The sequence below is a fragment of the Psychrosphaera sp. F3M07 genome, from assembly GCF_018860345.1.
Lineage (GTDB): Bacteria > Pseudomonadota > Gammaproteobacteria > Enterobacterales > Alteromonadaceae > Psychrosphaera > Psychrosphaera aquimarina.
Map to the genome: position 1 here is coordinate 399,474 of NZ_JAHKPJ010000025.1, position 26,736 is coordinate 426,209.

The window sequence follows — 26,736 nt, forward strand, 5'->3', positions numbered from 1 at the left end:
TTACGCATTTCAGTTTTACATCGACTTTGCGGTTATTATTCAATCACTTTGCTTAAACATTTATCTGAAAACTAACAATAAAGCGCCTAAAATAAACAATATACCGCCGACGATTCGAATTGTTCCAATAGGCTCTAAAGCCAATTTTTGAACATAATTCAGCCACTGTTTAGGAAATAATAGCGGGATCATGCCTTCAATGATGAGGACAAATCCAATAATAGTGAGCCAGTCCATCATTACCCTTGTCTTAAACAGGTTAAATCATATTTTGTAGGGTCATGGTAAATCGCAAAACCAAAACGCAATCTATTACCTCTAAAATCCGTTTTAATTCCGTTCGAATCTAACAACTTAGCAAGACTAACTACGTCATCCTCGTCTAAATTAAATGTTAAAAAGTGACCATGGTTGTGGTTAGGGCTTAATAGATTATCGCGATTAAGTAATGGATGTTTAAGCTCATCTATTTGTTGTAAAAAAGCCTGCTGACATTGTTCTACATATTTGTGGATAACTTCAATACTTAATCCTTCTTGCTCAAATAAGGTTAGGCTTGCATACAGTCGATACATCGCCGAAAAATCTATCGTCGCCCCTGCAAATTGCTGCCCATTTTTAGCATAGCCTACATGACCTTCTTGTCTTTGGTGTAAATCGCCAAATTCAGCAAACCAGCCTGTGTATATTGGTTGATAATTGCCATCAGGCACAACGGCAAAACAAGCGCCTTCTCCACCTTGGGCATATTTGTAACTACCGGCTAAATAAAAGACTTTTTGTTCAATCTCTGACAAATCAGTAGGGATAGCAAAAAAGCCATGATAACCATCGATAGTGATCAGAGGTTGCGTTGGCAATTGTTGAACAAAATCAGCTAAGTCATTAATGGCATAACCTGAATTAAAAAATACCTGACTTACAAAAACCCAATCAAATTCATCCTTTTGTGCAACTTCTGTAAACCTTTGTTCAAAGCTAGAAAATGGTTCCGTTGTTATACGTGTTATTTCGACTAATCCAGCTTGTTCTAAACGCTCTGATTGGCGCTGAAACGAATAAAATTCACTATCAGTGGTCAGGATCTTGATTTTTTTAGCCGGATCAAAACTAGAATAAATTCGATACAACAACTCATGTGTATTAGGTGCAAAAACGATACGTTCAGGTGTCGTTAGATTTAAAGACTTTGCGATTAACTTTTGCGTAGCAGGCAACTTGTCAGCAAATATATGATCCCACTTCTCATCAACCATGGAGGCAGTATCGTCCCAATAATCCAACATCGCTTGACGTGTTACGTCAGGCCAATAATGGTGGCTATGACAGGCAAAATGTTGGATGTTTGGACGAGCGGCTAAAAACTGTTTATACAAGTGTTGATACATAGAAGATTTAGAACCATTAGTTGATATGTAAATGTTTAAGTTAATTGCAGCTAAAGTACCGAGTTAATAACCTTCAGGCAATAAAAAAGGCTCTATCGATAGAGCCTTTCATTTAATGTTTTGTAAACATTAATTACCTGATGTGGATTTCATGTATTTAAAGAAGTCACTATCAGGTTCAATAACTAAAATATCATTTTTGCTATTAAAACTGTTTTTGTAAGCATCTAAGCTACGAACAAAAGCAAAAAACTCTGGATTTTTACCAAACGCTTTTGCGTATATCTGTGCAGCGATAGCTTCACCTTGACCACGTAACATTTGCGCTTCACGTTCAGCTTCAGCCAATAAGACGGTAATACGAGCATCAATATCCGCACGGATAATTTCAGCACGCTCTTGACCTTCTGAGCGGTGAGCTTTTGCTACTTTCAAACGTTCAGTACGCATACGTTCAAATATAAACTTACTTACTTCTAGTGGTAAGTTAATTTGTTTCACACGAACATCAAGAACTTCAATACCTAAATCGCTAGAGCTCTTAGCTGCAACAATAGCTTGTTGCATTAACTCTTCACGTTCACCAGATACAATTTCTTTAATCGTACGAGTACCAAACTCTGTTCTTAGTGCGTTGTTTACTTTTTGTTTTAATAACTGTTCAGCTTGGGTTTTTAAACCACCAGTTGAAAGATAATAAGTGGCAAAGTCAGATACGCGCCATTTAATGAATGAGTCAACGATTAAGTCTTTTTTCTCTGCCGTTACAAAACGGTCAGGGATATCATCCAAAGTTTGAATACGAGCATCAAGTTTTTTAACTTTCTCAACAAATGGCAGTTTAAAGTGTAAACCTGGACCATAAACAACCGTCACGTCAGCGCTATCACGCTTAACTTTACCAAATTGAATCACGATTCCACGTTGACCTTCACTAACCACGAATAATGAAGAAAACGATAATAAAATAACTAAAATCAGGGCAACTATACTAAAATTTTTCATGCTTAGTTTCTCCCATCATTTGAGCGATCAGTACGGCCATTACGACCCGTTGTACTTTGTGTAGGTTGGGTTGTATTACCTGAACCAGTATTGTAATTCACATTTTCACGATTACTGTCAGACTTAACATTGTTTTGCTGTTGCATTATTTTATCCAACGGAAGATACATCATGTTGCCGCCCCCTGTAGTATTAACCAGGATTTTTGATGTATTAGAGTAAACTTGCTCCATCGTCTCTAAATACAAACGATCTTTGGTTACTTTAGGCGCCGCTTTATATTCAGGTAACAATTGCTCAAACTTAGCAACTTGACCTTCTGAAGCCAAAATCTTACCTTGTTTATAAGCCGTCGCTTCTTGGATCATTCTATTTACTTGACCACGAGCTCTAGGTTCAACTTCACTTTCGTATGCTTTTGCTTCATTAACATAACGAACTTCATCTTCCTGTGCCGCAATCGCATCATCAAATGCATCTTTCACTTCTTCAGGAGGACGAGCGTCTTTAAAGTTAACATCAACGATGATCAAACCTAAGTTATAAGGCTCTATCACTTTCTCAAGTTCACGCCATGTATTTTGACGAACCACTTCACGACCAGATGTTAAGATGTCATCCATTCTTGAGTGACCAATAACCATACGTAATGCACTGTCTGTAGCTTGACGTAAACTATTTTCTGGATTTGGCGTAGAGAATAAGAAGTCACGTGGGTTAACCACTTTATATTGCACTTCCATTTCAACACGTACCACATTTTCATCTTTAGTTAACATGAAACCTGCAGCTGGTAGAGTTCTAACCGTTTGAATGTTGACCGGATAAACTTCTTGAATAAATGTCCATTTAAACTGAATACCTGGATCTTCCAACGAAGAGTATTCACCAAAGGTTAAAACAACCCCGCGCTCTGCTTCTTTTAACGTATAAATTCCAGATAGAACCCATATTAAAAAGCCAACGACCAATACTAATATAAACCCCATTGAACCACTCGGCTTTTTAGCTTCGCCAGTTCCAGATGGTTTACCACCAAACATGCCATTAAATCGTTTGCCTAAATCTTTAAACAACTCATCGAGATCCGGTGGACCTTGATCTTTACCGCGATTTTTCCACGGATCGTTGTCATTATTTCCCGGTTCATTCCAGGCCATATATTGCTCCAATCTTTATCTAAAGTTTCTGTCCGCTAATTTAGCAAAAGCACTAAAATAACTCTATGTAATCTATGAAAAATTAACATGTTTATTGTATTTAATGCTGCACACGCCACTTTTCAATAGCATAACCCAGCTGTTTGTTAATTTTTTGCTCGTCAATTAAAGATATTCGGACATGCGTTAACCACTGTCCTTCATCATTTATACTTTCATCCAACACCGCATTTAGCTGATATAAACTGGCTCGTAATTTACCTTCTGTTGCCGGTAACACAAGTTCCATCTCAACCATAGATAGACCAAGTATTTCAGAAATAGCTTGTTCAACTAATTCTAGACCTTGTTTATCTCTGGCTGAACACCACACTGCTTTTGGTAAACCTTCATCATCTCGTTCAATGTGAGGTTCGATATCTTGCAATAAATCAATTTTATTAAAGATAATTAACTGTGTGACTTCATCAGCTTCAATTTCTTTTAATACTTCAGCCACTTGTTCCATGTTATCCGCGCGTCGAATATCTGCAGCATCAACGACATGTAATTGTAAATCTGCTTCTCTAGTTTCGGTCAATGTTGCTTTAAATGCAGCAACAAGATCATGCGGTAAGTGGCGAATAAAACCAACCGTATCTGCCAATATGGTTTCACCAACATCGGCAATGTCTATTTTTCTTAATGTTGGGTCTAATGTAGCAAATAACTGATCGGCCGCATAAACATCAGCATTAGTGATAGCGTTAAACAATGTTGATTTACCCGCATTGGTATAACCAACTAATGAAACGGTTGGCACTTCTGCTTTTTTTCTGGACCGTCGACCTTGCTCACGTTGTTTTGATACTTTTTCCAAACGTGCCAATATGTGCGTGATCCTAGCGCGTAATAATCGTCTGTCCGTTTCTAGCTGTGTTTCACCGGGACCGCGTAACCCTATCCCACCTTTTTGGCGTTCTAAGTGGGTCCAACCTCGAATTAAGCGCGTAGAAATATGCTTTAACTGAGCAAGTTCTACTTGCAACTTACCTTCATGTGTTCTGGCTCGTTGTGCAAAGATATCAAGTATCAATCCGGTTCTATCCAATACACGACACTGGAATAATGCTTCTAAGTTACGCTCCTGAGAAGGAGACAATGCATGATTAAAAATGACAATTTCTGCTCCCGATACTTTTACCGCATCGGCTATCTCTTGCGCTTTACCTGTGCCAACATAATATTTGGCATCTGGATTTTGTCTTGATGTGGTGATCACTGACGATGCAGTAACACCTGCGGAAGATACTAATAAACCTAATTCTTCTAAATCTTCTCTGTCACTTTCATCAGAGAAATTAACGTGAACTAATATAGCTAGTTCGCCGCCTTCATATCTATCAAACAATAGTGTGTCCTAGTTATTTATTACAACGCAAAAAAGGAAATACACATTGGCATATTTCCTTTTTATCATCAATCATCAGAATTGTTACCAATTATAACGATTATTCTGTTTCTTCAGCACCAGCTTGGTAATGCGGATTCGTTTGGAATGGTCTAGCTGGAACTATCGTAGAAATGGCATGTTTATAAACCATTTGGCTAAGTGTATTCTTTAACAAGATCACAAATTGGTCGAATGACTCAACTTGACCTTGCAATTTAATACCGTTCACTAAATAGATCGAAACTGGAATACGTTCACGGCGTAACGCGTTCAAAAATGGGTCCTGTAAAGACTGCCCCTTGGCCATGTTTCTTCCTTCTTCTTATTATTTATTGTTATTTTAATATTAGATAACTATAGATTAGTTATCTAATAAGTTAACAGCTTAGCGAGTTTAATATTCGTTGCAAGTTTTCTTTTTCATTACCTATAACTAATTGAGTCATGTTTTGCCAACTCCTCAACCAGGTCAATTGTCTTTTTGCCAATTGACGTGTCGCAACAATACCTCTAAATATCATCTCTTCTTTATCTAACTTACCGTCTAAATACTCCCACATTTGTCGATAACCGACAGAACGCATGGAAGGTAGATCTAAATGTAAGTCACCACGTAGATATAAGGCCTTAACTTCATTTTCAAAGCCCAAATCTAACATTTTATGGAATCTTTGCTCAATTCGCTGGTGTAACTGGGTCTTATCTTCACATTGAAAAGCAAATTGTTTCACTGGATACGGTATCGGCTGCTTTTCTTTTTTCATTAAGTCAGTCATGGTCTGTCCACTGAACAGAAAAATTTCATAGGCTCGATTAATTCGCTGTGGATCGTTAGGGTGTATACGTTGTGCTGAAACTGGATCGACTTCAGCCAGTTTATCGTGGACGTGAGCCCAACCATGTTGATTGGCTGTTTCTTCAATCTCGGCACGTACTTTTTCTTGTGCTTCAGGTAACTCAGAAATTCCTTCAACTAATGATTTAAAGTACATCATAGTGCCACCAACTAAAATGGGTGTTTTACCTTTTTGGTAGGCCTTTTCTATTTCTATCAACGCATCTCGCCTGAAGTCAGCGGCGGAATATATTTGTTTAGGATCCAAAAAGTCGATTAATTTATGCGGATAACGCTCTAACTCTTGGGAGGTCGGTTTTGCAGTTCCAATGTCCATGCCTTTATAAATAAGTGCAGAATCAACACTAATAATCTCGCCATTTACTTGATCACAAAGGGTCATAGCCAGATCAGTTTTACCTGATGCTGTTGGCCCCATGATCGTGATAACTGGATGTTTAACTTGTTGATGTCCCATATTTATACGTTCTTTCCTAATACAGATTGAAGACTTTATTGATTTAATAGAGCGCTAGGGTTTAATTTTAAACCTGACTGTTTCAGTTTAGCTATAAAACCATTTTGTTTAGCATTATGTTGTAAAAAGTCGATGATTTGTTGATCTGACATTACTGCGGTTTTCTGCTCTAGAATTTTTTCAATCAGGAGCTCGGCCGTCAATGGCGCGGTCATTATTTGATTAAAAAAGGTTGGTAATGTTCGACTATTTTCATTACTGCGTAATATTGCAGGTACTTGTTTAACAATCAAAAAGTGCTGATGTAACATTAAATCAAAACCATGATCGGCTAACGTAGATAAATACTCTTCACACCATCTTTTTTCGTCAACCGATAATTTCAATCTCACTGGCACTAACAGTGGCGTTTTCATTAATCTTTGAGTTTCAACCAATTGAACGTTTGAAGACTGTGGTTTGACATATAAATTTGCATCAACAAGCCATATCTCTTGCTCTATTAGGCAATATCCATATCTATTTTGTTGTATAAACAAGACCGAAAAGTCGTTTACAGATTCCGCTAATATCTTAGGATCTGTCTGTTTTTCTTTATCATTGTCCGGTCTATTGTTAACAAAAGTTTCTTTATTTGCAGGACTGACGGCTTGAGTAAGTTGGTATTCGGTTAATTTTTCAGGTCGATTCAATGCCGTATAAAGGTTTGGTGTATTACCTTTTGGTATATTAAGTCGGGCTTTATCTGTAGCCGTTACTAAATCAGACTTTTCGATTTCAGTTTGCGCAACCGCATGTTGATAATCCTTATTTGGTTCGGATAACCAAGATGGTGAAACTTCTTTGCCTGCATTTTGCGTTTCAGTTTCAGTTTCAGTTTCAAGCTCTTCGTCTAAAGCTAATTCTTGTTCATGCATTTGAAAGCTGTCTAACGCATCTTTAATCGTTTTTACAATAAGATCATGCAATAAACGCGCATGATGAAACCGTACCTCATGTTTAGCAGGGTGCACATTTACATCCACTTCATTAGCCGGCAACTCTATGAATATGACATATTCTGGTAATTGTTCTGGATGTAACAACTGCCCATAAGCTTGTCGAATTGCATGTTGGATCAATTTATCACGCATCATTCGACCATTAACAAAGGAATATTGTGCAGGGTTCACTGACACACATAACTCTGGGGCTTTAATCCAAACGGCTATGCTGACCTGTTCATATTTACTGGTAAAGACACTAGCTGAGTCAATAAAACTTGTGTTAATCACCTCCGCTATTCGTTTACTTTTTTGCTCAACAACACCTAAGGTTTCTGAATGAGCTCTATATTTCTTAATCACTTTTTGATTATGTTTTAATATAAAACTAACATCCGGGCGACTAAGCGCTATGCGTTTAATCAAGGTTTCAATATGGTTAAATTCGGTTTTTTCAGCTCTTAAGAATTTTCGTCTAGCGGGTGTATTAAAAAACAAATCAACCACATCGACACTAGTGCCATTTGGATGGGCCGCAGGTTTAATATCCACGTTCATGGCCAACCCTTCTGCCATGGCACTCCAAGCTTCATTTTGCTCCGCTGGTTTTGATGTCATGGTCAAACGAGACACCGAACTAATACTCGCTAGTGCTTCGCCCCTAAAACCAAGACTACTGATGGCTTCTAAATCATCAATATTGGCAATTTTACTGGTGGCATGACGTGATAAGGCTAAGGTAAGCTGTTCTTTGTCGATCCCTTTGCCATTATCACGAATTAAAATTCGTTTATGACCACCACGATCAATATCAACTTCAACTTTGCTAGCGCCAGCATCTAAGGCATTTTCGACTAATTCTTTAACCACAGAGGCGGGGCGTTCAACAACTTCACCCGCAGCGATTTGGTTTGCCAGCTGAGGTGGCAATATCTTAATTGTCATAAACGAAAACTAAGATTGAGGAATGGACAATACCTGCCCAATTTTAATATTGTTGGAACGTAAGTTATTCGCTTCTTTGATCTTGCTGACGGTTACATTGTAATTTTGCGCGACCAGAGACAACGACTCTCCACGTTTTACTTTGTGTTTCACATCTTTAAATTTAGCAAAGTAAGAACCATCAGGTGGGTTTCTTTTAAAATAGCTATTTACTGCCGTGAATATAGAATTAGCCATCTTATTTTGGAACCAGTTATTTATCAGTAACTTCTCTTCTTTCGGATTTGAAATGAATCCGGTTTCCACCAATATTGACGGTATATCTGGTGACTTCAACACGCCAAAACTGGCGGACTGCGGAGAACGTTTGTGCAACTTAGTGATGTCTTTTAACTCGCCCAAGATCTCTTTTGCTACCAAGTAACCTTGCGACATAGAATGATCCATCGACATGTCCAATAAGGTACGTACTAAATATTTTTCTGTCGTAGTATTCTTAATGGCATCACCCGCCCCGCCTAACAACTCGGAGTGTTTTTCTTTTTTCTCTAACCATTTACCAATTTCAGAATTGGCTCTGCGTGGGCTTAGTGTCCAGACACCAGCTCCTGATGGATGAGGTGTATGGTATGCATCTGCGTGTATGGATATTAATAAATCAGCGTTAGCGTTTCTCGCTTTTTCGGTACGCCCATGGACACTAATATAATAGTCTCCAGTACGTGTCATTACTGCAGTTAAGCCAGGCTGTTTGTTAATGAGTGCTTCTAATTTTTTTGAGATAGCAAGGGTAATACGCTTTTCATAATTACCTTTACCACCAATAGAACCCGGATCTTCACCACCATGTCCGGCATCGATGGCAATTATTATGTCTCGATCCGATTCCATTTTCTTTTGATTTTCTGCAACTTTGGCTTCAGTGTCTACCAAGTCAATTACCAGACGATTGCCGTAAGGCGCGGTAGGTTTTAAAGCAAAAATAATAGGTTCTATTTTTGACGTTAAATCAAATACCAAACGACTGTCTGACTTGTTTTTAGTGCTGCTACGAATATTTTTTAAGATATCGCTCGATTGAGCTAGGTTCGATAATTCGGCATTAATAGAAGTGTTTTTTAAATCTAAAACTAAACGTTCAGGGTTGGACAACATAAAATAAGAATATTCTATGGATTGGGTTAAATCCAATACCACACGTGTGGAATCTGGTGATGGCCAGACCCTTACGTTTTTAACATTTTTTGCAGCAAACGCTGGCATTGAAAAGCCAATCGTTATCGCTAACAAACTGTTAATTAGAATTATTCGGATTATGCTGTTAAGCCACATTTTATTTCTCTATCTTCTTGTTATAACTGCTTTGAGACTTATTATTTTTGTTTCAGCAAAGTTAATATACTTGCGCCTTTATCGTTATTAGCAATAAAGGTAATTTTACGGCCTGTATCTACATATTCTAATGTAATATCCAAATCGGCTTGCGGCAATACACCCGCTCCTTTTTCAGGCCATTCGATTAAACATAATGAATTAAGTTCAAAGTAATCTCGGATCCCCATAAACTCTAACTCTTCCGGATCACCTAATCGATATAAATCAAAGTGATAAGCGTTTATGCCAGCCAACTCATAAGGCTCTACTAAGGTGTAAGTGGGGCTTTTAACATTGCCTTTATGTCCTAAACCTTGAACCACACCACGAGTAAAAGTTGTTTTACCAGCCCCTAAATCACCATGTAAATATATAATAGCTCCGTCTTTAATGACGTCAGCCAGGTGATTGCCCATTTGGACAGTGGCGAGTTCATCTTTTAATTCAACACTTAGCTCTTTCATACTTTATATTTAACAACTCATTACATCATAACAACATCAAATTGGTCTTGATTATACAGTGATTCTGTTTTGACCTTAATCTGTTTGCCAATAAAAACTTCTAACTCTGCTAAATTATGGAATTCATCACTCTCTAAAAACTCCGCCACGGCCGTTGATGCATAAACAATAAATTTATCGGCGTCATAGGCACGGTTTACCCTAACGATTTCACGCAGCAGTTCTGCACATATGGTTTCCACCGATTTTACATAACCTCGGCCATTACATACTTCACATTCACTGCATAATACGTGTTCTAAACTTTCTCGGGTACGTTTACGCGTCATTTCAACTAAACCTAAAGCTGAAAATCCGTGAACATTATTTTTTGCTCGGTCTTTTGATAATGCTATTTCTAAACTATGCAATACGCGCCTTTGGTGGTCGGTACTGATCATATCTATAAAGTCGATGATGATTATACCGCCTAAATTACGTAATCGTAATTGGCGAGCAATAGCCTGTGTAGCCTCACTATTCGTATTAAATATAGTATCTTCTAAACTACGATGGCCAACAAAACCACCGGTGTTGACATCAATCGTGGTCATCGCTTCGGTTTGATCTATAACTAAATAACCACCAGATTTAAGATCGACCCTTTTTTCTAATGCCCGTTTAATTTCAGACTCAACATCAAACATGTCGAATATTGGTCGCTCACCTGGATAATATTCCAGTTTGCTGGTTAATTCCGGTGAAAACTCTTCGGTAAATGCGGTTAATTCTCCAAACGTTAACTTGGAATCTATTCTAACTCTTTCTAGCTCTTCAGCTACAAAGTCTCTGATAATACGAAACGCCAAACTCAAGTCTTCATACAAGACCGCTTGATTTCGGGTTTTCTTTTTCTTTTTTATTATCTTGTTCCACAGCTTTTTAAGGAAGACTGCATCTTGTGCTAATTCTTTTTCACCAGCCCCTTCAGCCGCGGTTCTGACAATAAAACCACCATGACCTTCTTCGTAATGCCTTTCAACAATACTTTTTAAACGCTGCCTTTCTCCGTCATTTTCTATTCTTTGTGACACACCAACATGTTTAGAGTCAGGCATGAAAACTAAATAACGTGAGGGTAAGGTAATATCTGTTGTTAGACGGGCACCTTTTGTTCCTAATGGATCTTTCACCACTTGAACTATAATTTTTTGACCTTCTCTAACCAATTCAACGATATCTCTTACTGCATTGGATTTTGGTGTGATGATATCTTTATCGTGATCATAGGTAATAATGTCGGAAGCATGTAAAAACGCGGCTTTCTCCATTCCAATATCAACAAAAGCAGCTTGCATCCCTGGCAATACACGGCTGACTTTACCCAGATAAATATTGCCTACAATGCCGACTGTACTTTGTCTTTCCAAATGTAACTCTTGCAACATGCCATTCTCTATTTGAGCAACACGTGTTTCACTTGGGGTAATATTTATCAATAACTCAACTGTCATTATTCCATCACTTCTTTTAAGGCTTGTTCTATCTCTACAAGAGGTAGGCCAACTACGGAACTAACACTTCCATTGATAGTTTTAACGAACTTCCCACCAATCCCCTGAATCGCATAAGAACCCGCTTTATCTTGTGGTTCCCCTGTATGCCAATACTTTATTATTTCATCTTGCGTTAACGTTTTAAACAACACATGGGTAACGACCACTTTTGTTATCACTTTAACTTTGTTCATAACAGTAAACGCGGTAACTACTTGATGTTGTTTGCCTGACAATAATGACAATATATTAATACAGTCCTGTAAATCTGCAGGCTTGCCCAAAATACAATCGTTGATTACAACTGATGTATCAGATCCAACAACAATAGCATCTGGGTTATTTTTGAAAATATGTTGTGCTTTTTCTAATGACAAACGAGATACATATTCCCTCGGCGTTTCATTGTCTAATACACTTTCATCAATGTCAGCCGCTTGCACGGTAAAATCATCAATAAGATGTGCTAATAACATTTTACGTCTAGGCGATTGACTCGCTAAAATTACAGCATGTTTATTCATCGAATTTTGAACCGTCTACGATAAGAACGTAATACCGGAAATAACCACAACCAAAACAAAGCACTGGTAAATGAAGGGGTAATATACTCAACCGAGAAATTAACGTTTAATAAAAATCGATTCAGCCAAAAAACAACAAGGTGGAATAAAATTAGAAATATCCCAACCAAAGCGGCTTGTTGCCAAACGGTGAAATTACGCAATTTCTGGAAATTTGAAGACACCCCAAACACAACTAAAGACAGTGCTAAAGCGTTAACACCTAAAACCGTACCTAATAATATATCTAATAAAAAGCCCACTATCCAAGCGGTGCCAATACTGACTCTATGGGGTAAAGCAATTGCCCAGTAAATAACAACCATAGCAGCCCAATCTGGCCATATTGCTTTTAACTGAAGAGGCAATGGCATTATGCTTAATATCAAGGCAACTAAAATACTTGCGTTGATATACCACCAAGGTGACGTGCTATTTTTCGCCATTACTGTCCCCTTTAGTTTCAACCTTAACTTGTGGAGAATCGTCTTGCTCATTCGGCCATAACAACAAGACATGTTTTAATCTGTCTAACCTTGCAATGGGTTGAGCAAGAATGTTCATAAATGGCTGTGATTCATCAGGGTAGATATTTGTCACTTTGGCAACTGGGTGCCCATCTGGAAATATTTCGCCTAACCCCGATGTAATCAGCGTATCTCCAACCTTCACATCGGTGCCTTGTGGTAAATTTATCAACGCCATTTTATTAATATCGCCTGTACCTGATAAAATTGCACGAACATCATTACGGGCTATTCTAATTGGAATTGAGTGTGTTTGGTCAGTTATTAAAATCACTCTTGAAGTCGTATTGGCCACATTAACTACTTGGCCAACAACGCCCAAATCATCTAATACAGGCTGACTTTCATAAACATTATGGGATGAACCTTTGTCTATCATTACATTTTGAGAAAACGGGTTACTGGCCACAGCCATAATTTCCGCAACCGACTTTTTCACTTCGATTCTAAGGTTCGTTTGTAACAATGCTCTTAATTTTGCATTTTCCGACATCAACATATTATATCGTTGCAACTTTTCGTTTTGCATCAGTTGCAATTCTCTAAGGGTTTTATTTTCATCTAATAAAGATTGTTTTGAAGCAGCGTATTTTGCGGTTGTATCAAGAGCTTGTTGCGGTAAGTTGGCGAGATAAATAACGGGTGAAACTAACGTATTAAGATAACTGCGGATCTGCTGAGAGCTATCGGTATACACGTCATAAGTTATTGTGATAAAACTAATAACAAAGGCTAACGAAAACCTTAATGGTAATGATGGTCCTGAGCCAAAAATGGGATTCATAATTACTTTTCTTGTTATTTTTATTAAAGTAAAACGGCAGTGGTTACTGCCGTTTAAAATACTACTGTTTAACTAAGCGAATGTTAGTTTATTCGTAACTAAATACGTCTCCGCCATGTACATCAATCATCTCTAGAGCTTTACCGCCACCACGTGCTACACACGTTAATGGGTCATCTGCAATAATAACTGGTATACCGGTTTCTTCCATTAATAAACGATCTAAATCACGTAATAATGCACCACCGCCAGTTAATACCATTCCACGTTCAGCAATGTCTGAAGCTAACTCTGGTGGTGACTTTTCAAGTGCAACTAATACAGCACTTACAATGCCAGACAATGGTTCTTGTAATGCTTCTAAAATTTCATTTGAGTTTAAAGTAAATGAACGAGGCACACCTTCTGCAAGGTTACGTCCACGAACTTCCATTTCTTTCACGTCATTTGAAGGGTAAGCAAAACCAATTTCTTGTTTGATTCGTTCTGCTGTCGCTTCACCGATCAAGCTACCAAAATTACGACGCACGTAATTAATAATAGATTCATCAAAACGGTCACCACCAATACGTACTGAAGAAGAGTACACAACACCGTTTAATGAGATAATAGCTACTTCTGTTGTACCACCACCGATATCAACAACCATCGAACCTGTTGCTTCTGAAACCGGTAAACCAGCACCAATTGCTGCCGCCATTGGTTCTTCAATTAAAAAGACCTCACGGGCTCCTGCACCTATTGCTGATTCACGAATAGCTCTTTGTTCTACTTGAGTAGCACCACAAGGCACACATACCAAAACACGAGGGCTTGGACGGAAAAAGTTATTGTTATGAACTTGTTTAATAAAGTACTGCAACATTTTTTCAGTAACATAAAAGTCAGCAATAACACCATCTTTCATTGGACGAATCGCTTTGATATTACCAGGGGTTCTACCTAACATGCGTTTTGCTTCACCACCGACTGCAGCAACACTTTTAGGTCCTCCTGCACGTTCTTGGCGAATAGCAACTACGGACGGTTCATTAAGAACGATCCCTTGCTCTCTTACATATATTAATGTGTTTGCCGTACCTAAATCTATCGACAAATCATTAGAAAACATACCGCGCAGACTCTTAAACATGGCGCATTTTATCCTTTGAGAAATACTGCTAAAAAACTAATAGCTAACTTTACCTAACACCTGCTATTACGGCAAGCAGGAACTGACTACAAAAGTATATTATTAGAAAATAAAAAAGGGGCTAAAGCCCCTTCAATTACATAATGATGAAAAATTAGCCTATCTGTCTCTTGCTACTCGAAAACCTATGTAGTTTGAACGGAAGTCAGATGCGATTTCTAAACGTGTAGAAACACGAGCTAAACTAGGGGCAAAGTTCCAAGCGCCACCTCGTACAACAGAAACGATATCAGAGCCAGTATCACTCCATTCCCAAACATTACCAATCACATCGTAAAGTCCGTAACCGTTACGCTTAAATGTACCTGTTGGAGATGCACTATTGTTTGACCATTTGCTGCCACACCAACCACAGTTTGCATTATTACTACCGATGGCATCGCCCCACCAGTAATCTAAATCCGAACCTGCGCGAGCGGCATATTCCCACTCACCTTCAGTAGGTAAACGATACGTTTTGCCAGTGCTTGTAGATAACCAATCAACATATGCTTTCGCGTCATCTAACGTTACACAAACAACCGGGTAATCGTTATCTTGCTCATAACCTGGGTTACGCCAGTTCATTTGCATATCATATTTTGGCTCAGAGTTGCTGTAATATGCACAACCTTTACCTTGTTCAGCAACCGTTACGTAATTTGTAGCAGCGATAAATTGACCAAAATCACCTACAGTGATTTCTTTCTCACCAATGCCAAATGACGCTTCAATTTTATAACTTACAACAGGACGTTCGTTGTCTAATCCACGACCGGTAATATCACCCATTTGGAAACCACCAGCAGGGATTGCTACTAATCTAGGACCTTGTTTATCATTGCTAAGAATGTCTTGAATTTTCTCGCCTTTGGCAAAACTTTGCGCGTCCTTATTTAGATTAACTCGAATTAAACGGTTTTCCGTTAATTCAATCTTTTCAACATAAGATTGATAACCCAATTTGATCACTTCAACTGAATGCTCACCGGCTGGTAACATAACGCTTAATTTAGTTGAACCGTAACTTACGCCATCAATATACACTTCATCATCAAATACATTTGAGCGTATGGTTAATTCGTACATTAAATTAGCGTCGTATTTAACTTTTTGACTCTCAGTCTTTTTTGCAACTTCTCCACCACCAGGGAATTCAACGCAATAACGTTCATTTAGTTCCAACAACTGACAAGCTTGTTTACGTGTTAAGTTACCTTTTAAACCTACATCCATAGCTACAGAGTATTTAGCTACGCCGGTAAAGCCTTTATTGGTTACTTTAACGCTTTCAACTTTAACACTAGTATCGGCGGCATTTCGTTGTGCTGATGCAGTTGCAGATTCAGATAGTTCAGTAAAGATTTTATCTAAGTAACGTTTGGATGCTTTTTGTTTTGCTAATTGCTCAGTACGACGAATACATTCAGAGATCACTTCTTCTAAATCACAATCGACCGCGTGCTGAACCGATAAAGTACCCGACTTATTAAATTGAGAATATAAACGCTCTACACGAGAATTGTTTAACTGCTCTTTTAAACTTTCTAACGTATTTAACAACGAATGTTTAGATACTCTGATACTAGCAACTTCACGTTCTTTTTCTTGAACAGCGGCTAATTGGTTTTGAATATCTAATTTATTTTGTTTGTGGGCATTAACTGATTCGGTATAGGTCAAACGTGCGGAAGCAATATCTAAGGACGGGTCGTCAATCATTTTTTGGAATTGACTATTCATCTCTTCCAAAGCGATAGCCTTCTCACGCTCAAGTTTTTTAGATTGCTCTCTAAGCTTCGACAATTGTTCTTTCATTTGCTTCGCTTGGTTCATTTGCGTTTGCAAAGCCAAGTTATAATTGTCGTATTCAGTTTGTTTATTTGCAATGTCAGCCTGGGTAGCTTCAACTGTAAGCGCACCAGTTTGTGCATTTACACTTCCCATTAACAAGACACACAATAGCGCCAGTGGAGCTCTCAACATAGTACTTCCGTTCCCAAAATTACTTATTATTATTTTCAGACAAACCTGAGAAATTAAAAAATTAACAACTTGCTATGCTATTGAGTTAATACTCAAAGCGCAAGTGCATTTTTAAAACTATCGCTCTCTTTTATAAATTATTCTGTCATTTCCACGATATGAGCCAAAAATTACCGTTGAAGATACATTATCGTCATCGTCAATATCAGCATCATTATCCCAATCCACATTCAACCAATCTGGCAGATTGGTAATTTTAACATCCAACTCTGTCACTACGTTTGGTGCATTGATGAATAAGCCATCTGTCGCAGGGGTTTTACCCGCTACAAAACTGGAGCCTACAAGGTTACTAGTGTATATCGTTGGATTTCCATCTTCAGTAATTGAGATGTTAAAACCAGAAAACGTCGTTTCACTATCATCCGTATTAGTCACAAATTTACCACCTGAGAAATACTGCAGGATCATTTCTACTTTTAAATCACTAGTTTCATTGCCGTATGCGTTTTCTAAAAATAAACGGCCATAACGTAAATTAAAAGTGTTTTCTAATAAAGTTATACCTTCATAACTCGGTAAATCGTTACTTATGCCGTCAACGTCATAACCAATATTATCGGCATCCAGTAATTCGTTAGCGCTGAATAACAAACTTATCGTACTGGTAAGCGGTTCTCTTGGTATCGCAGGTTTCTCATAGATAAATGGGGCAGATAAAGAAAAATTCATTTGCCCTTGTACACTTAGGTTTATGTTTTCAATCGCACTGCTCGGATATGGCGCAGGTGTATAACTTGTGTTTTCAGAGTAATTAGAAGAAACAAAACCAAAATTGGACGGCACAAATACATAATTAGTCGCGGTCTGATTAGTATACGTTTTCGCAACATAGCTAAATACAGGATTTGTAGGAAAATCTAGCGACTCGCCAAAGTAACTAAATGTGGTATGAGTATCTGTGATCTCTGTGTCCGGAAGCGGTGTAGCAAATGTAAAATACGCCGGGATAAATCGCCCCGCACTGGTTACACTATCACTATTAATTTGATAACCAAGGTAATTACTGTCTTTTACGTCTAAGGTAAAACTACCTACATTATCAAACTGTGCAGCAGCGTTACTAAACCCATTATTATCAAAGGTTAGAGAGGTGGCATCAATCCAACTTGCCACACCAGTATCATTAGTTACATTGGCTGGACTCGTTCCACCATAATAAAACTGTACTGGGTTGGCCCCGCTCGATATTAAAGGAGAGTTCATTACAGACTGAATTTCCAGATCACCTGGGCGGTAATTATTGGTTTTATTACCATCTGCGTTTAAAGCCTGAATGGACAAGTTAAAGTTCTGACCGGCGTAATGGGTTAAATTTCCCGATGAACCCAGTATATTGTCATTTTCATCTTTAACTTGAAGATTAATACTCGCTGGTATGACATTAAAGTTATCGTAACCTGTTGCAATATTAGTAGATAAATTCAAATTCACATCGGCCACGGAAACTTGCAACGCGCCAGCGTCGGCATATCTAACATAAAAGTATGCCGTAGCATCGGTGGCGTTAAAGTTTAACGTTTGAGTAGTACCACTGCCACTTGTCACAGAGGTATATGAACTATCGTTTAAAGACACATTTAACGCTTCTTGATCATAATTGGTCGGTGGATTTAAATATGAAAAGTCTATATTTACTTGTTTGTTCCCGACTAATGAAGGTTCACATACTGCAGGATTATTCTCGATCGCTTCCAACGCTTGCACCGAAATTCGATTGTTGGCATCTGATACAGATTCACTAGAGGTAATATCTGATGCTGTTACTTTATAACCAAATCTTGTGTACGTAATATCACAGCTGCTTTGTGTTCCGCTATTATAAAAACACTGAATATTGGCATCGGGTGACATGCTATTTAAACCAAGTGTAATGGTATCAACGGTTGTTTGATTAAATTCAACTTGTTGAGGGGCATTGGTTAAATTCAAGCCCGACACTGTGGTGGTATTCCCACCTAAGGTATAGTGTAAGTTACCGGTGACATCAGCCCCTATGACTTGTGAACAGAACTCATCTCCACAAGCTTTCACTGTGACAGATGTTGCACTACAACTTAAATTATTTTGTGGATGATCAATTCTATAGTGGTCAACAGAGTTAACTAACCCACATTCTCTCAGGAAGTTACTATCATCTATAACTTCATTTTGTGTTAAATATCGTTCGTAAATTCGCACTTCATCAAGTAGGCCGATAAAGGTTCTTTCTGGTATTACATCACAAGTACCTGTCGCAACATCCGCGCCGACAAAATAATCACATGTACTGTGTTTTGGTGTTTCATTCCAAGTACCTGAATCCTCTAAAACACCATTTATATACATTTTTTGCTCACCCGCTTGATACGATATCGCAACATGAGACCAAGTATTTAAGGGTACTGAGTTAGCTGACGTTAATGAGCGAGTCGCATTACTCTCATTTTGCCACCACCAATAAAGCTTACCATCCTGATTTATATGAAATTCATAATTTACGTCTTTTGACGAAATTGACATAAGGTTGTCAGCCCCATTAGTATCATTTTCATCATTTGGATAAGACGTTGGGTATACCCATGCTGACACTGCAAGTTCATCACTATTCAAATAACCACTATCGTTTACACGACCATAACTTGCACCATCAAATTCTCCGTATTTACAGGTGCTATTTGTCCCTACTGTCTTTGCAACGTTAGAGGAACCAAAACCAACGTTTCCATATTCAGTTAGATGGTTATCGCCTATGATATCGTCAAATGAGTCTTCCATTGCCCACCAACCGATTATTCCATCGATTTCACAATCTCGACAAAAAACTAAGAACTCTTCAACTTGAAATCCACCGTCATAATCGTTGTCATAACTATAAAAGCCAACTGAATTCATTTCAGGTTGTGCGCTTGCATAACTCAGCACCGCACTATCATTGATACAAACTGAAATACCGTTTTCATCCACCGTGATACGGATATTCATAGGATCATCTGTGTAAAAGTTAGGTTTTGAAGATAATAGTGTAGGGACTCCATTTTGCACATGGACTAAATCTAAATTTCTATAATCACCAGGGAAGTTCGTATCATTAGAATAACCACTTCCTATTTTGGTCCAGCGTAACAAGTAAAAATCGTCCTCATCCACATAACCAAAAACAACACCTATGTCATTGTTACCTATCTGATCTGCGTGTGTAATAACGGTTGTCTCAATGGCATACGTTTGAATGGTGGAGGACGAATACCCTTCATCATCAACATTATGTAATAAAACACCGTATTCATTATTACCTGAATTTACCGTGTCACCTGCAATTTTTAATGTGTCGTTATTTATTGCATAAGTGATGGTTTGGCTTTCATTTGGCGATTGATAAATAGTATCTCCTGGCCAAACATTGGTCGAAGAACGATCAAAATCTACCGGAGCCCAAGTGTCCGCTAAAGCATGAGTATCTTCACTAAAGTCATCGTTGAATATTACTTTATAGGCTGATAAATCAGGGCAAAAAGCCGAGATTGTGCCATCTATCGCAAAGTCATTAACTTTAAATGAATCGTTGGAATCAAAACCAGAAGCCGTTACAAAACGAACATCAACATCACTGCCAATATAATTAGTAATGTCATAAGTCACATCACCTGAGGCATTGCTAGAGTCTGAGCCAATAAAACTCTCAAGCGTGGTCCAATTGCCGTTGGCTGTGCGTATCTGTAAATAAACAATATCATCACTGTAACTCGTCACACTGCTGTAGCTGAATGATAAGCTAGCAGTAGATAATGAAGACAGATCAGCCTCTCGTGAAATTGAAACACTAGAAGAGGTAATGGTTAATTCTGAATTACTAATGGTGATCTTACCTGATGAAGGACTGCCGTCATCATTGCTTTCATTCCAACTACCCGACCAATCTAACTCACCATCATTGTTTGAATAAGTAACACTGTTAAATCGGTCAAAGAATATATGGTCTTCTGGTTCAGGGGCTCCGGTGGCGTTTATTGCAAAGTTATTAATATAAATGTCATCATCTGAATCGAATTCTGATGAGGTATAAATTCCGACATCCGTATCATCACTTAAGTAATCACTGATATCGAGCTCCTCAATACTACCTTGATAATTTCCTCCTGTAGGAAAGGTATATATTATGGGGGCGTAATTATTGTTGTTTGTTCTAATTACAACGTAAACTTCATCATTGGTTGAGTTTGAACTAATTTCATAATCCAACGATAGAGTCGCTTGTGTGAATTGCGATAAATCGACACGTCTAAGAATGTAATTTGTAGGACCTGATAATTGCAGCTTAGTATCCGAACTACCACTTGTTATCTTTATGTCACCGCTATTAGCAGAACTATCATCATTGTATTCGAGCCAGTTAGCAGCCCAATCTAATTCACCATCATTATTACTATAACTTTGATTATTAAACTTATCTAAAAATGTGGCTTCTATATCATCAATATCACTGGTAACCGTAATAGTAAAATCACGGATGTAAGTTATTCCATCATCTCTTGTTGCTTTAACACAAATCTCATGTTCCCCTTCATCGAGAGAAGTAACCCAGCTTTTTAGGAACAATTCATTACCAACGGTTGTAAAGCGTGAGTTGTACTGGTTAAACGCACCAGTACACTCACCTACATTCACGCTTTCATTATAATTAACGACAAATTCACTAAAGGTATAACTAGCACCTTCAGCCGTAGGCAAAAACTCTCCAATCGCGTTATTTGTTGTTGGGTGTGACGTACTAATTGTGTCATTAGATATCGTAAAAAAAGTGGGTTCTTGTGCCGGTTCGATAACTTTAATCGTTAAATTTTGACGGTAAAAATCATCATCTGTTTTTACACAAATAGTGTATTCACCCACATCCAGTCTTGGGCCATTAGCACTTTTAATAGACACCTTATTGTTATTAATTTCAAAAATTGAATTAGTGTTAGGGTTTGCACAAGAACCTGCGTTAGTTCCTCCGTCCCATGTATGCATTACCACATTGGTCGAATCTTTTTCATCGGTAACTAACAAATCACCTATTTCAATACCAACAAAAGCTTCATAGTCATATGTTGTGTCAGGGTTAAGGGTAATTTTGGTAGGGACCCCATCTGGGTTCTCTACAACCGAAATCACGAAATTTTTACTGTAAAGATTATCATCAGTCTTTACACAAATAATGTAATCTCTTGCTGGTAGTGTAATGCCACCCGGATTTGAAATTGAAAGTACATTTGAATTAATGCTAAATTTTGAATTATCTGACGTACCTAAATCACAAGAACCACTTATCGCGTTATTATAAGTAATGCTAACGTTTGAGTTAGTATAAGCCCCAAAAGGCGTTATATCTCCTATTATGGCTCCTTGTTCAGCATCATAGTCATAGATAGTATCTTCGGATAGAAACAGGTCATGCGTATTAGCGACGGTTAACTCAACAGAAAATGGATCCGAGTCACCATTTCCACAAGAATTATTTCGATAAGCAACAAAATCTATCTGGTAAGTCCCCGGTGAATTTGTAATATTGCTTAAACTAAAACTAATACTTTGTGACGTAAAATTGTCATAGTTATCATGATTAACGCAAGTTTCTGTACCACCGTCTACACGATAGCCAGTTGAACGCCACCGACTACTGTCTCCTATGGAGTTCCCTGATGCAGTTATAGTTGCACTCACGCTTGCATTAACAGCCACAGGGTTTGGAGTTAATGTAACCGATTCAATTACTCGACCAGCAATAGACTCGAACGATACGAGTAATAATACGACTAGAATAAAATGCTTTACGTTCACAGTGCTTTCGCCTCTACTTCTATGGTTCGACTGACACAGACTTTTTCATTACTACATATAAAATCAGAACTATTATTAACCATTTGAGCCTTGCAAACGGCGGTTGAAACAACTTGATAATATTGACTCGTCCCTGCAGCGTTGTTTGAACAATATGTTTTTGTCGCACAGTTACGCGCGCCATCAACATTAAAATACAAGGTTTGCTCTGCAGTGCATGTGCCAGAGCCAGAAATTGGAAATAATTTTGCAAGGGCCATTTCATTTGCGGACTCTGCTGCAAATAGTGCTCGAGTTCCTAACACTTCAAATACCAATTGATCTGAGCTAGACGAAATAGATTTGCTTATCCCAGCAGCTAACGCGGCCATAATCACAATAATAAACACAGCTATCGCCAAGGCACTGCCTTTTTGTTTTGCTTTGGTTCGGTTTATTCTATTTATCGTCATAATTTTCACTACTCAATTGGACTATAACGCCCATCACTTATCGCTAGCTAAGGTACATTTGGAATATGTACTTCATGGTTAAAAAACATGTTTTCATTTACATTGGCGGTAAACTCTAAGTATAGGTTAACAACAGAGTTTCTATTTAAAGTTGAACTAGAAATATCAAATGGATGTGTTGTGTCATTACTAAGATCATTGGTTAATCCTTCTGCCATTAGTACACCGCCCAACAACAGCACCGAAGACTTATCACTTGGTACCGCTTGTGTTGCTGAAAAACTTGTTCTGATAAAGCGATATAAATCATAAACCGAACCGTTTGCTATCAGGCAATAATTTATTGATTTATCCGCTGTATAATAACGCCTTTTAGGGGAGTGTTCTTCAAAACTCGATCCCGCGTCTACCGTTAACGAAATAACAGGATCGTCACCATCTACAATTATAATTGAGCTAGATAGATCCAAAATCATATATCTAACTAATGTATTTGAATAAACATCTGTGCTTTGTGTTGGGTAGATATATAACCTATCGTCGTCGTTGTACACACCATTCCAACTTACGACATCTAATTGAGTCCCAGTACTTGGAGCTAATAATGACGGTGTAGTAGTATCATCTCTGTATGCACCCGAGGCTTTAATTGGAGTAAATTCAATACAACTTTCAGAAGAAGATACTCTGACGCTATTAGGGATAGCGCCTCGGATTTCTCGGGTCATTCGCTCTATTGCAAATCGACTTTTTGATAATACAATCTGCCGATCATTAGCTTCTACATATATTTGAGTACCAAACACAATAAATCGAACAGATGCGGTTGCTAACACGCCTAAAATAACAATAACCGCAACCAATTCAATTAAGCTGAATCCCTGCTGTTTTGTCTGAGTGAAAAAGCGTGCTTTAGCCATTAGTAGTTGGCCTTATAACTTGCGTAAACTACATCATCACCTAGCGGTGGTGTTACCGTCACTGTGATTAGCTTAGCATCTGTATTCGCTAAGCCTAAATCAGTTCCTGCGTATCGAACTGATACATTGATGGTAAACTTTGCATAAACATCGTTTAACGATTGGTTATCGATGTTACTAATATCACTGCCTGTAGCCGAAAAACAATCAAAGTCATCAACATCATCAAACAATTGACGACTCGCACTACCTTCTTCAATCCAAGGGTTTTCTTGACCGGTTCCATCAACAAAACCGCAGGCGCTGATCACTGTGCAAGCGCTCGCTCCACTTTCGCCGCAACGTAATGCCCCGGTTTGTGCCGAATTTTCATCGAACCTACGAGCGATTATTTCATTCATCATGGACTGCGCTAATTCAGCAGATCGTACCTGAAACCATGGATTTGCACTGCGCTCAGCTTGGGGAAATAACGCACCAGTCATAACCATTAATGCAACCGATAATACAAAGATGCCTATCACTAATTCAATTAAGGTAAAACCGTTAGGCTTTTTCTTATTAAGCCGATTTACAGCTAATTGAGTTGTAAGTAGAGACTTAAGGGCAAACATAGATATACCCTTCAGATTCGATACACACACTGTGGTCTGTGGAAATTGTAATAACACAACCGGATGTGGCACAACTACCTATGTTAGGAATAGGCTGACCTAGATAATTAAACTGTATATTTGATAATGCAACGCCTGCGGTATTTTTTGCGCTATAACTATCTTCCAGTTCAACTAATAAATAATCATCGGTATTACCAGCGACCGCTTTTAAACCTGTTGCACAGGTACCATCATTATTTTGTGCCGTTAAACCTAAAGTGCCTGTAGTAAAACTTACACGATGACAGGTTTCAGAGTTTTGGGTATTTTGCATCGCTCGTTGTTGAACGTTACGTAACAGAGATATGGTTTGATCACGCTGGGAGATGTAAGTGAAATCAGAAGTGGTGTTAATTTTGGGTTGTATAGTGACAACAAGTACGGATAACAATACCAGTACCACTATTAATTCTATCAGGGTAAAGCCTTTGTTATCCATAATGCGTTCAAAAAAGGTTACTAAGCGTTAGTAACCTTTTATTTAAACTTATCCGCAGTTCTTATCTGTTGTAATTGTACCCGTTGAACCATCATAAGCAGCATAGCAATCGAATCCTAAATCACCACTCACTAGAGACGCGAAAGCTCCATCTGCTGCAGGGGCTTGAGCACTAGGATATACGCGTACTATTGTAGCACTAGCTTGTGTTGAATTATTGTATCTAACAGCCCAGCTAGAATCTAAATCTAAACCAGAACCTACATCCAAAGCACTCGGCGTTGATTCAGAACCCGAAGTTATAATTGAGCGTGATTTTTCAATATTAACCACGCCAACCATAGCCGTTCTGACTCCGTCTAGAGTCCCACCAATTGCATCACTTTTAACGTCTAAAAACTTAGGCGCTGCGGTTACTGCTAATACACCTAAAATAACGATAACGATAATTAGTTCTACCAGTGTAAAACCTTGTTGATTTGTATTTTTCATAATTTACTGCCTTTTATAAATAAAATTAATTCTTGAATACTGAAACTTGGCCTGTATCCGCATTATAGGTAAAACCTTGCGTACCAGCCGTCGTCGCGCCATCATTAATAATGCTAGTTGCTATAGTTGTGCCAACGGCAATATTCTGAGCCAATACAAATTGACATACGCCAGCAGCTGTAATATCCACTACATAACGTTCTCCGTTATAGGTTCCGCCAACAATTAAAGACGTTGGTGAAGATTGTAGAATGTTAGCGAATACTTGTTGGCAATCTGCCGTTGTCATCACTGACATATCAGCTTCGTTACCCGCTAGGCTTGACGGGTAACCTGTGTCTGTTACATCTAAACTAACATTGCCGTATGTAATATTGGTATTACCAGCTGGACGCCCAGCTAGTTCCCATTCAGCACGTACCATACCAACTGCGCTTGCAATGCCACCTGCAACACCTTCAACAGCTGAGTCTTTTGCATCGTCGGTCGCATCCATAAAACGAGGTACTGCAGCAGCACCAAGAAGTCCTAAAATAATTACCACGATCACTAATTCAATTAATGTAAAACCTTTTTGTCTCTTCATTTTAAAACCTCTTGAACATTTTAATTTAATTCTATTCAATATCATTGAGTATTATGTGGTTATTTTATCTTCAATCACACAATAAATCATTGATAATTGTTATTTTTATCTAATTTACACTGAATTAGTGTAAATAAACACTTTCTATTAGTAAGTATTACTCGTTACCACGTGTCCATTATTCGAGTTGTAACTAAACATTAACTGATTTGGAAACTTTTTTTTGTGCAAAAAGTGGCAATTACCATTGATTGCTTTTACATCCAACTCTTCTGTTAAATTTGCAATTGTTTTATTATTTTGTTCTTCATGAGCAAAATACATCCATAAATTGAAACAATCTAATTTTCGTTCGTCACTTGCTACGTTTATTGGCCAACCAGACTCATTTATTTGTAATAACAGACTTTTCTTAACATTATCTTTAATTGCCTGTTGGTCAATAAAATACTCCAAGGTTAAAGAGGTTGGTTTACCCCTTATAATCCATTCTCTTCGTGCGAAATCCATCGATAAAGAAAAACGCTCCGCCAACATTCCATATTTGTATTCTGTTACTTCACCAATAATATCTTGAAAAGACTTTACTGATACATAAAAAATACAGGCTATAACACCAACTCCAACCAAGATCCTCACAAAAGAACGATCCATCAAGGAATCTGTAGTCACTTTACCTTGTTCTTGGTTCGCCATGGC

General features: G+C 38.1%; 24 protein-coding genes. All 24 read right to left on the reverse strand.

The genetic code is table 11. The features are described from left to right. Nucleotides 1–60 precede the first annotated feature (60 nt). The gene (locus KO505_RS15845; protein ID WP_252731830.1) at nt 61–240 is read right to left on the reverse strand and encodes a DUF2065 domain-containing protein; all 180 of its coding nucleotides are present in this window, start codon (nt 238–240) and stop codon (nt 61–63) included. Next, a complete protein-coding gene (locus KO505_RS15850) occupies nt 240–1,376 on the reverse strand; it encodes an aminotransferase class V-fold PLP-dependent enzyme (RefSeq protein WP_371820013.1) in 1,137 nt (378 codons plus the stop codon). The genes KO505_RS15845 and KO505_RS15850 overlap by 1 nt, the downstream gene beginning before the upstream one ends. Before the next feature lie 141 nt (nt 1,377–1,517). Next, entirely contained in the window at nt 1,518–2,393 is an 876-nt protein-coding gene (gene hflC, locus KO505_RS15855) for a protease modulator HflC (protein ID WP_216056427.1), read from the reverse strand. 2 nt (nt 2,394–2,395) lie between these two features. Then, a complete protein-coding gene (gene hflK, locus KO505_RS15860) occupies nt 2,396–3,553 on the reverse strand; it encodes an FtsH protease activity modulator HflK (RefSeq protein WP_216056428.1) in 1,158 nt (385 codons plus the stop codon). Between the two features lie 100 nt (nt 3,554–3,653). Then, a complete protein-coding gene (gene hflX / locus KO505_RS15865; RefSeq protein WP_216056429.1) occupies nt 3,654–4,943 on the reverse strand; it encodes a ribosome rescue GTPase HflX in 1,290 nt (429 codons plus the stop codon). A gap of 100 nt (nt 4,944–5,043) precedes the next feature. Next, complete coding sequence (hfq, locus tag KO505_RS15870; protein WP_216056430.1) at nt 5,044–5,292, reverse strand: RNA chaperone Hfq; 249 nt, start codon at nt 5,290–5,292, stop codon at nt 5,044–5,046. Nucleotides 5,293–5,362: 70 nt separating this feature from the next. Next, the gene (miaA, locus tag KO505_RS15875) at nt 5,363–6,298 is read right to left on the reverse strand and encodes a tRNA (adenosine(37)-N6)-dimethylallyltransferase MiaA (RefSeq protein WP_216056431.1); all 936 of its coding nucleotides are present in this window, start codon (nt 6,296–6,298) and stop codon (nt 5,363–5,365) included. A gap of 35 nt (nt 6,299–6,333) precedes the next feature. After that, nucleotides 6,334–8,226, reverse strand: a complete 1,893-nt coding sequence (mutL, locus tag KO505_RS15880) for a DNA mismatch repair endonuclease MutL (RefSeq protein WP_216056432.1) — start codon at nt 8,224–8,226, stop codon at nt 6,334–6,336. A gap of 9 nt (nt 8,227–8,235) precedes the next feature. After that, entirely contained in the window at nt 8,236–9,558 is a 1,323-nt protein-coding gene (locus KO505_RS15885; RefSeq protein WP_216056433.1) for an N-acetylmuramoyl-L-alanine amidase, read from the reverse strand. A 41-nt stretch (nt 9,559–9,599) separates the two neighbouring features. After that, nucleotides 9,600–10,064, reverse strand: coding sequence for a tRNA (adenosine(37)-N6)-threonylcarbamoyltransferase complex ATPase subunit type 1 TsaE (gene tsaE / locus KO505_RS15890; RefSeq protein ID WP_216056434.1), 465 nt, complete (start codon nt 10,062–10,064; stop codon nt 9,600–9,602). Nucleotides 10,065–10,084: 20 nt separating this feature from the next. Next, on the reverse strand, nt 10,085–11,557 hold the full coding sequence (gene rng, locus KO505_RS15895; RefSeq protein ID WP_216056435.1) for a ribonuclease G: 1,473 nt from the start codon (nt 11,555–11,557) through the stop codon (nt 10,085–10,087). After that, nucleotides 11,557–12,123: a nucleoside triphosphate pyrophosphatase gene (locus tag KO505_RS15900; RefSeq protein ID WP_216056436.1), complete on the reverse strand. Its 567-nt coding sequence runs from the start codon at nt 12,121–12,123 to the stop codon at nt 11,557–11,559. Before KO505_RS15900 ends, rng begins: the two co-directional genes overlap by 1 nt. Continuing rightward, entirely contained in the window at nt 12,120–12,608 is a 489-nt protein-coding gene (gene mreD / locus KO505_RS15905) for a rod shape-determining protein MreD (RefSeq protein WP_216056437.1), read from the reverse strand. Before mreD ends, KO505_RS15900 begins: the two co-directional genes overlap by 4 nt. Further along, entirely contained in the window at nt 12,595–13,473 is an 879-nt protein-coding gene (gene mreC / locus KO505_RS15910; RefSeq protein ID WP_216056438.1) for a rod shape-determining protein MreC, read from the reverse strand. Before mreC ends, mreD begins: the two co-directional genes overlap by 14 nt. Nucleotides 13,474–13,561: 88 nt before the next feature. Continuing rightward, a complete protein-coding gene (locus tag KO505_RS15915) occupies nt 13,562–14,605 on the reverse strand; it encodes a rod shape-determining protein (protein ID WP_216056439.1) in 1,044 nt (347 codons plus the stop codon). Between the two features lie 159 nt (nt 14,606–14,764). Beyond that, nucleotides 14,765–16,630, reverse strand: a complete 1,866-nt coding sequence (locus tag KO505_RS15920; protein WP_216056440.1) for a formylglycine-generating enzyme family protein — start codon at nt 16,628–16,630, stop codon at nt 14,765–14,767. A 117-nt stretch (nt 16,631–16,747) separates the two neighbouring features. Next, nucleotides 16,748–22,492, reverse strand: coding sequence for a LamG domain-containing protein (locus KO505_RS17605; RefSeq protein WP_216056441.1), 5,745 nt, complete (start codon nt 22,490–22,492; stop codon nt 16,748–16,750). Beyond that, nucleotides 22,489–22,944, reverse strand: a complete 456-nt coding sequence (locus tag KO505_RS15930) for a type II secretory pathway component (RefSeq protein ID WP_216056442.1) — start codon at nt 22,942–22,944, stop codon at nt 22,489–22,491. Before KO505_RS15930 ends, KO505_RS17605 begins: the two co-directional genes overlap by 4 nt. A gap of 47 nt (nt 22,945–22,991) precedes the next feature. Beyond that, nucleotides 22,992–23,864: a PilW family protein gene (locus KO505_RS15935; protein WP_216056443.1), complete on the reverse strand. Its 873-nt coding sequence runs from the start codon at nt 23,862–23,864 to the stop codon at nt 22,992–22,994. Then, nucleotides 23,864–24,478 carry a prepilin-type N-terminal cleavage/methylation domain-containing protein gene (locus KO505_RS15940; protein WP_216056444.1) on the reverse strand — a complete coding sequence of 205 codons (615 nt, stop codon included), beginning with the start codon at nt 24,476–24,478 and terminating at the stop codon, nt 23,864–23,866. Before KO505_RS15940 ends, KO505_RS15935 begins: the two co-directional genes overlap by 1 nt. Beyond that, complete coding sequence (locus tag KO505_RS15945) at nt 24,465–24,959, reverse strand: prepilin-type N-terminal cleavage/methylation domain-containing protein (protein ID WP_216056445.1); 495 nt, start codon at nt 24,957–24,959, stop codon at nt 24,465–24,467. The genes KO505_RS15940 and KO505_RS15945 overlap by 14 nt, the downstream gene beginning before the upstream one ends. A 48-nt stretch (nt 24,960–25,007) precedes the next feature. After that, nucleotides 25,008–25,451, reverse strand: a complete 444-nt coding sequence (locus KO505_RS17530) for a type II secretion system protein (protein ID WP_216056446.1) — start codon at nt 25,449–25,451, stop codon at nt 25,008–25,010. A 25-nt stretch (nt 25,452–25,476) separates the two neighbouring features. Next, entirely contained in the window at nt 25,477–26,037 is a 561-nt protein-coding gene (locus KO505_RS15955; protein ID WP_216056447.1) for a type II secretion system protein, read from the reverse strand. A 147-nt stretch (nt 26,038–26,184) separates the two neighbouring features. Further along, nucleotides 26,185–26,733 carry a hypothetical protein gene (locus KO505_RS15960; RefSeq protein ID WP_216056448.1) on the reverse strand — a complete coding sequence of 183 codons (549 nt, stop codon included), beginning with the start codon at nt 26,731–26,733 and terminating at the stop codon, nt 26,185–26,187. Nucleotides 26,734–26,736 lie beyond the last annotated feature (3 nt).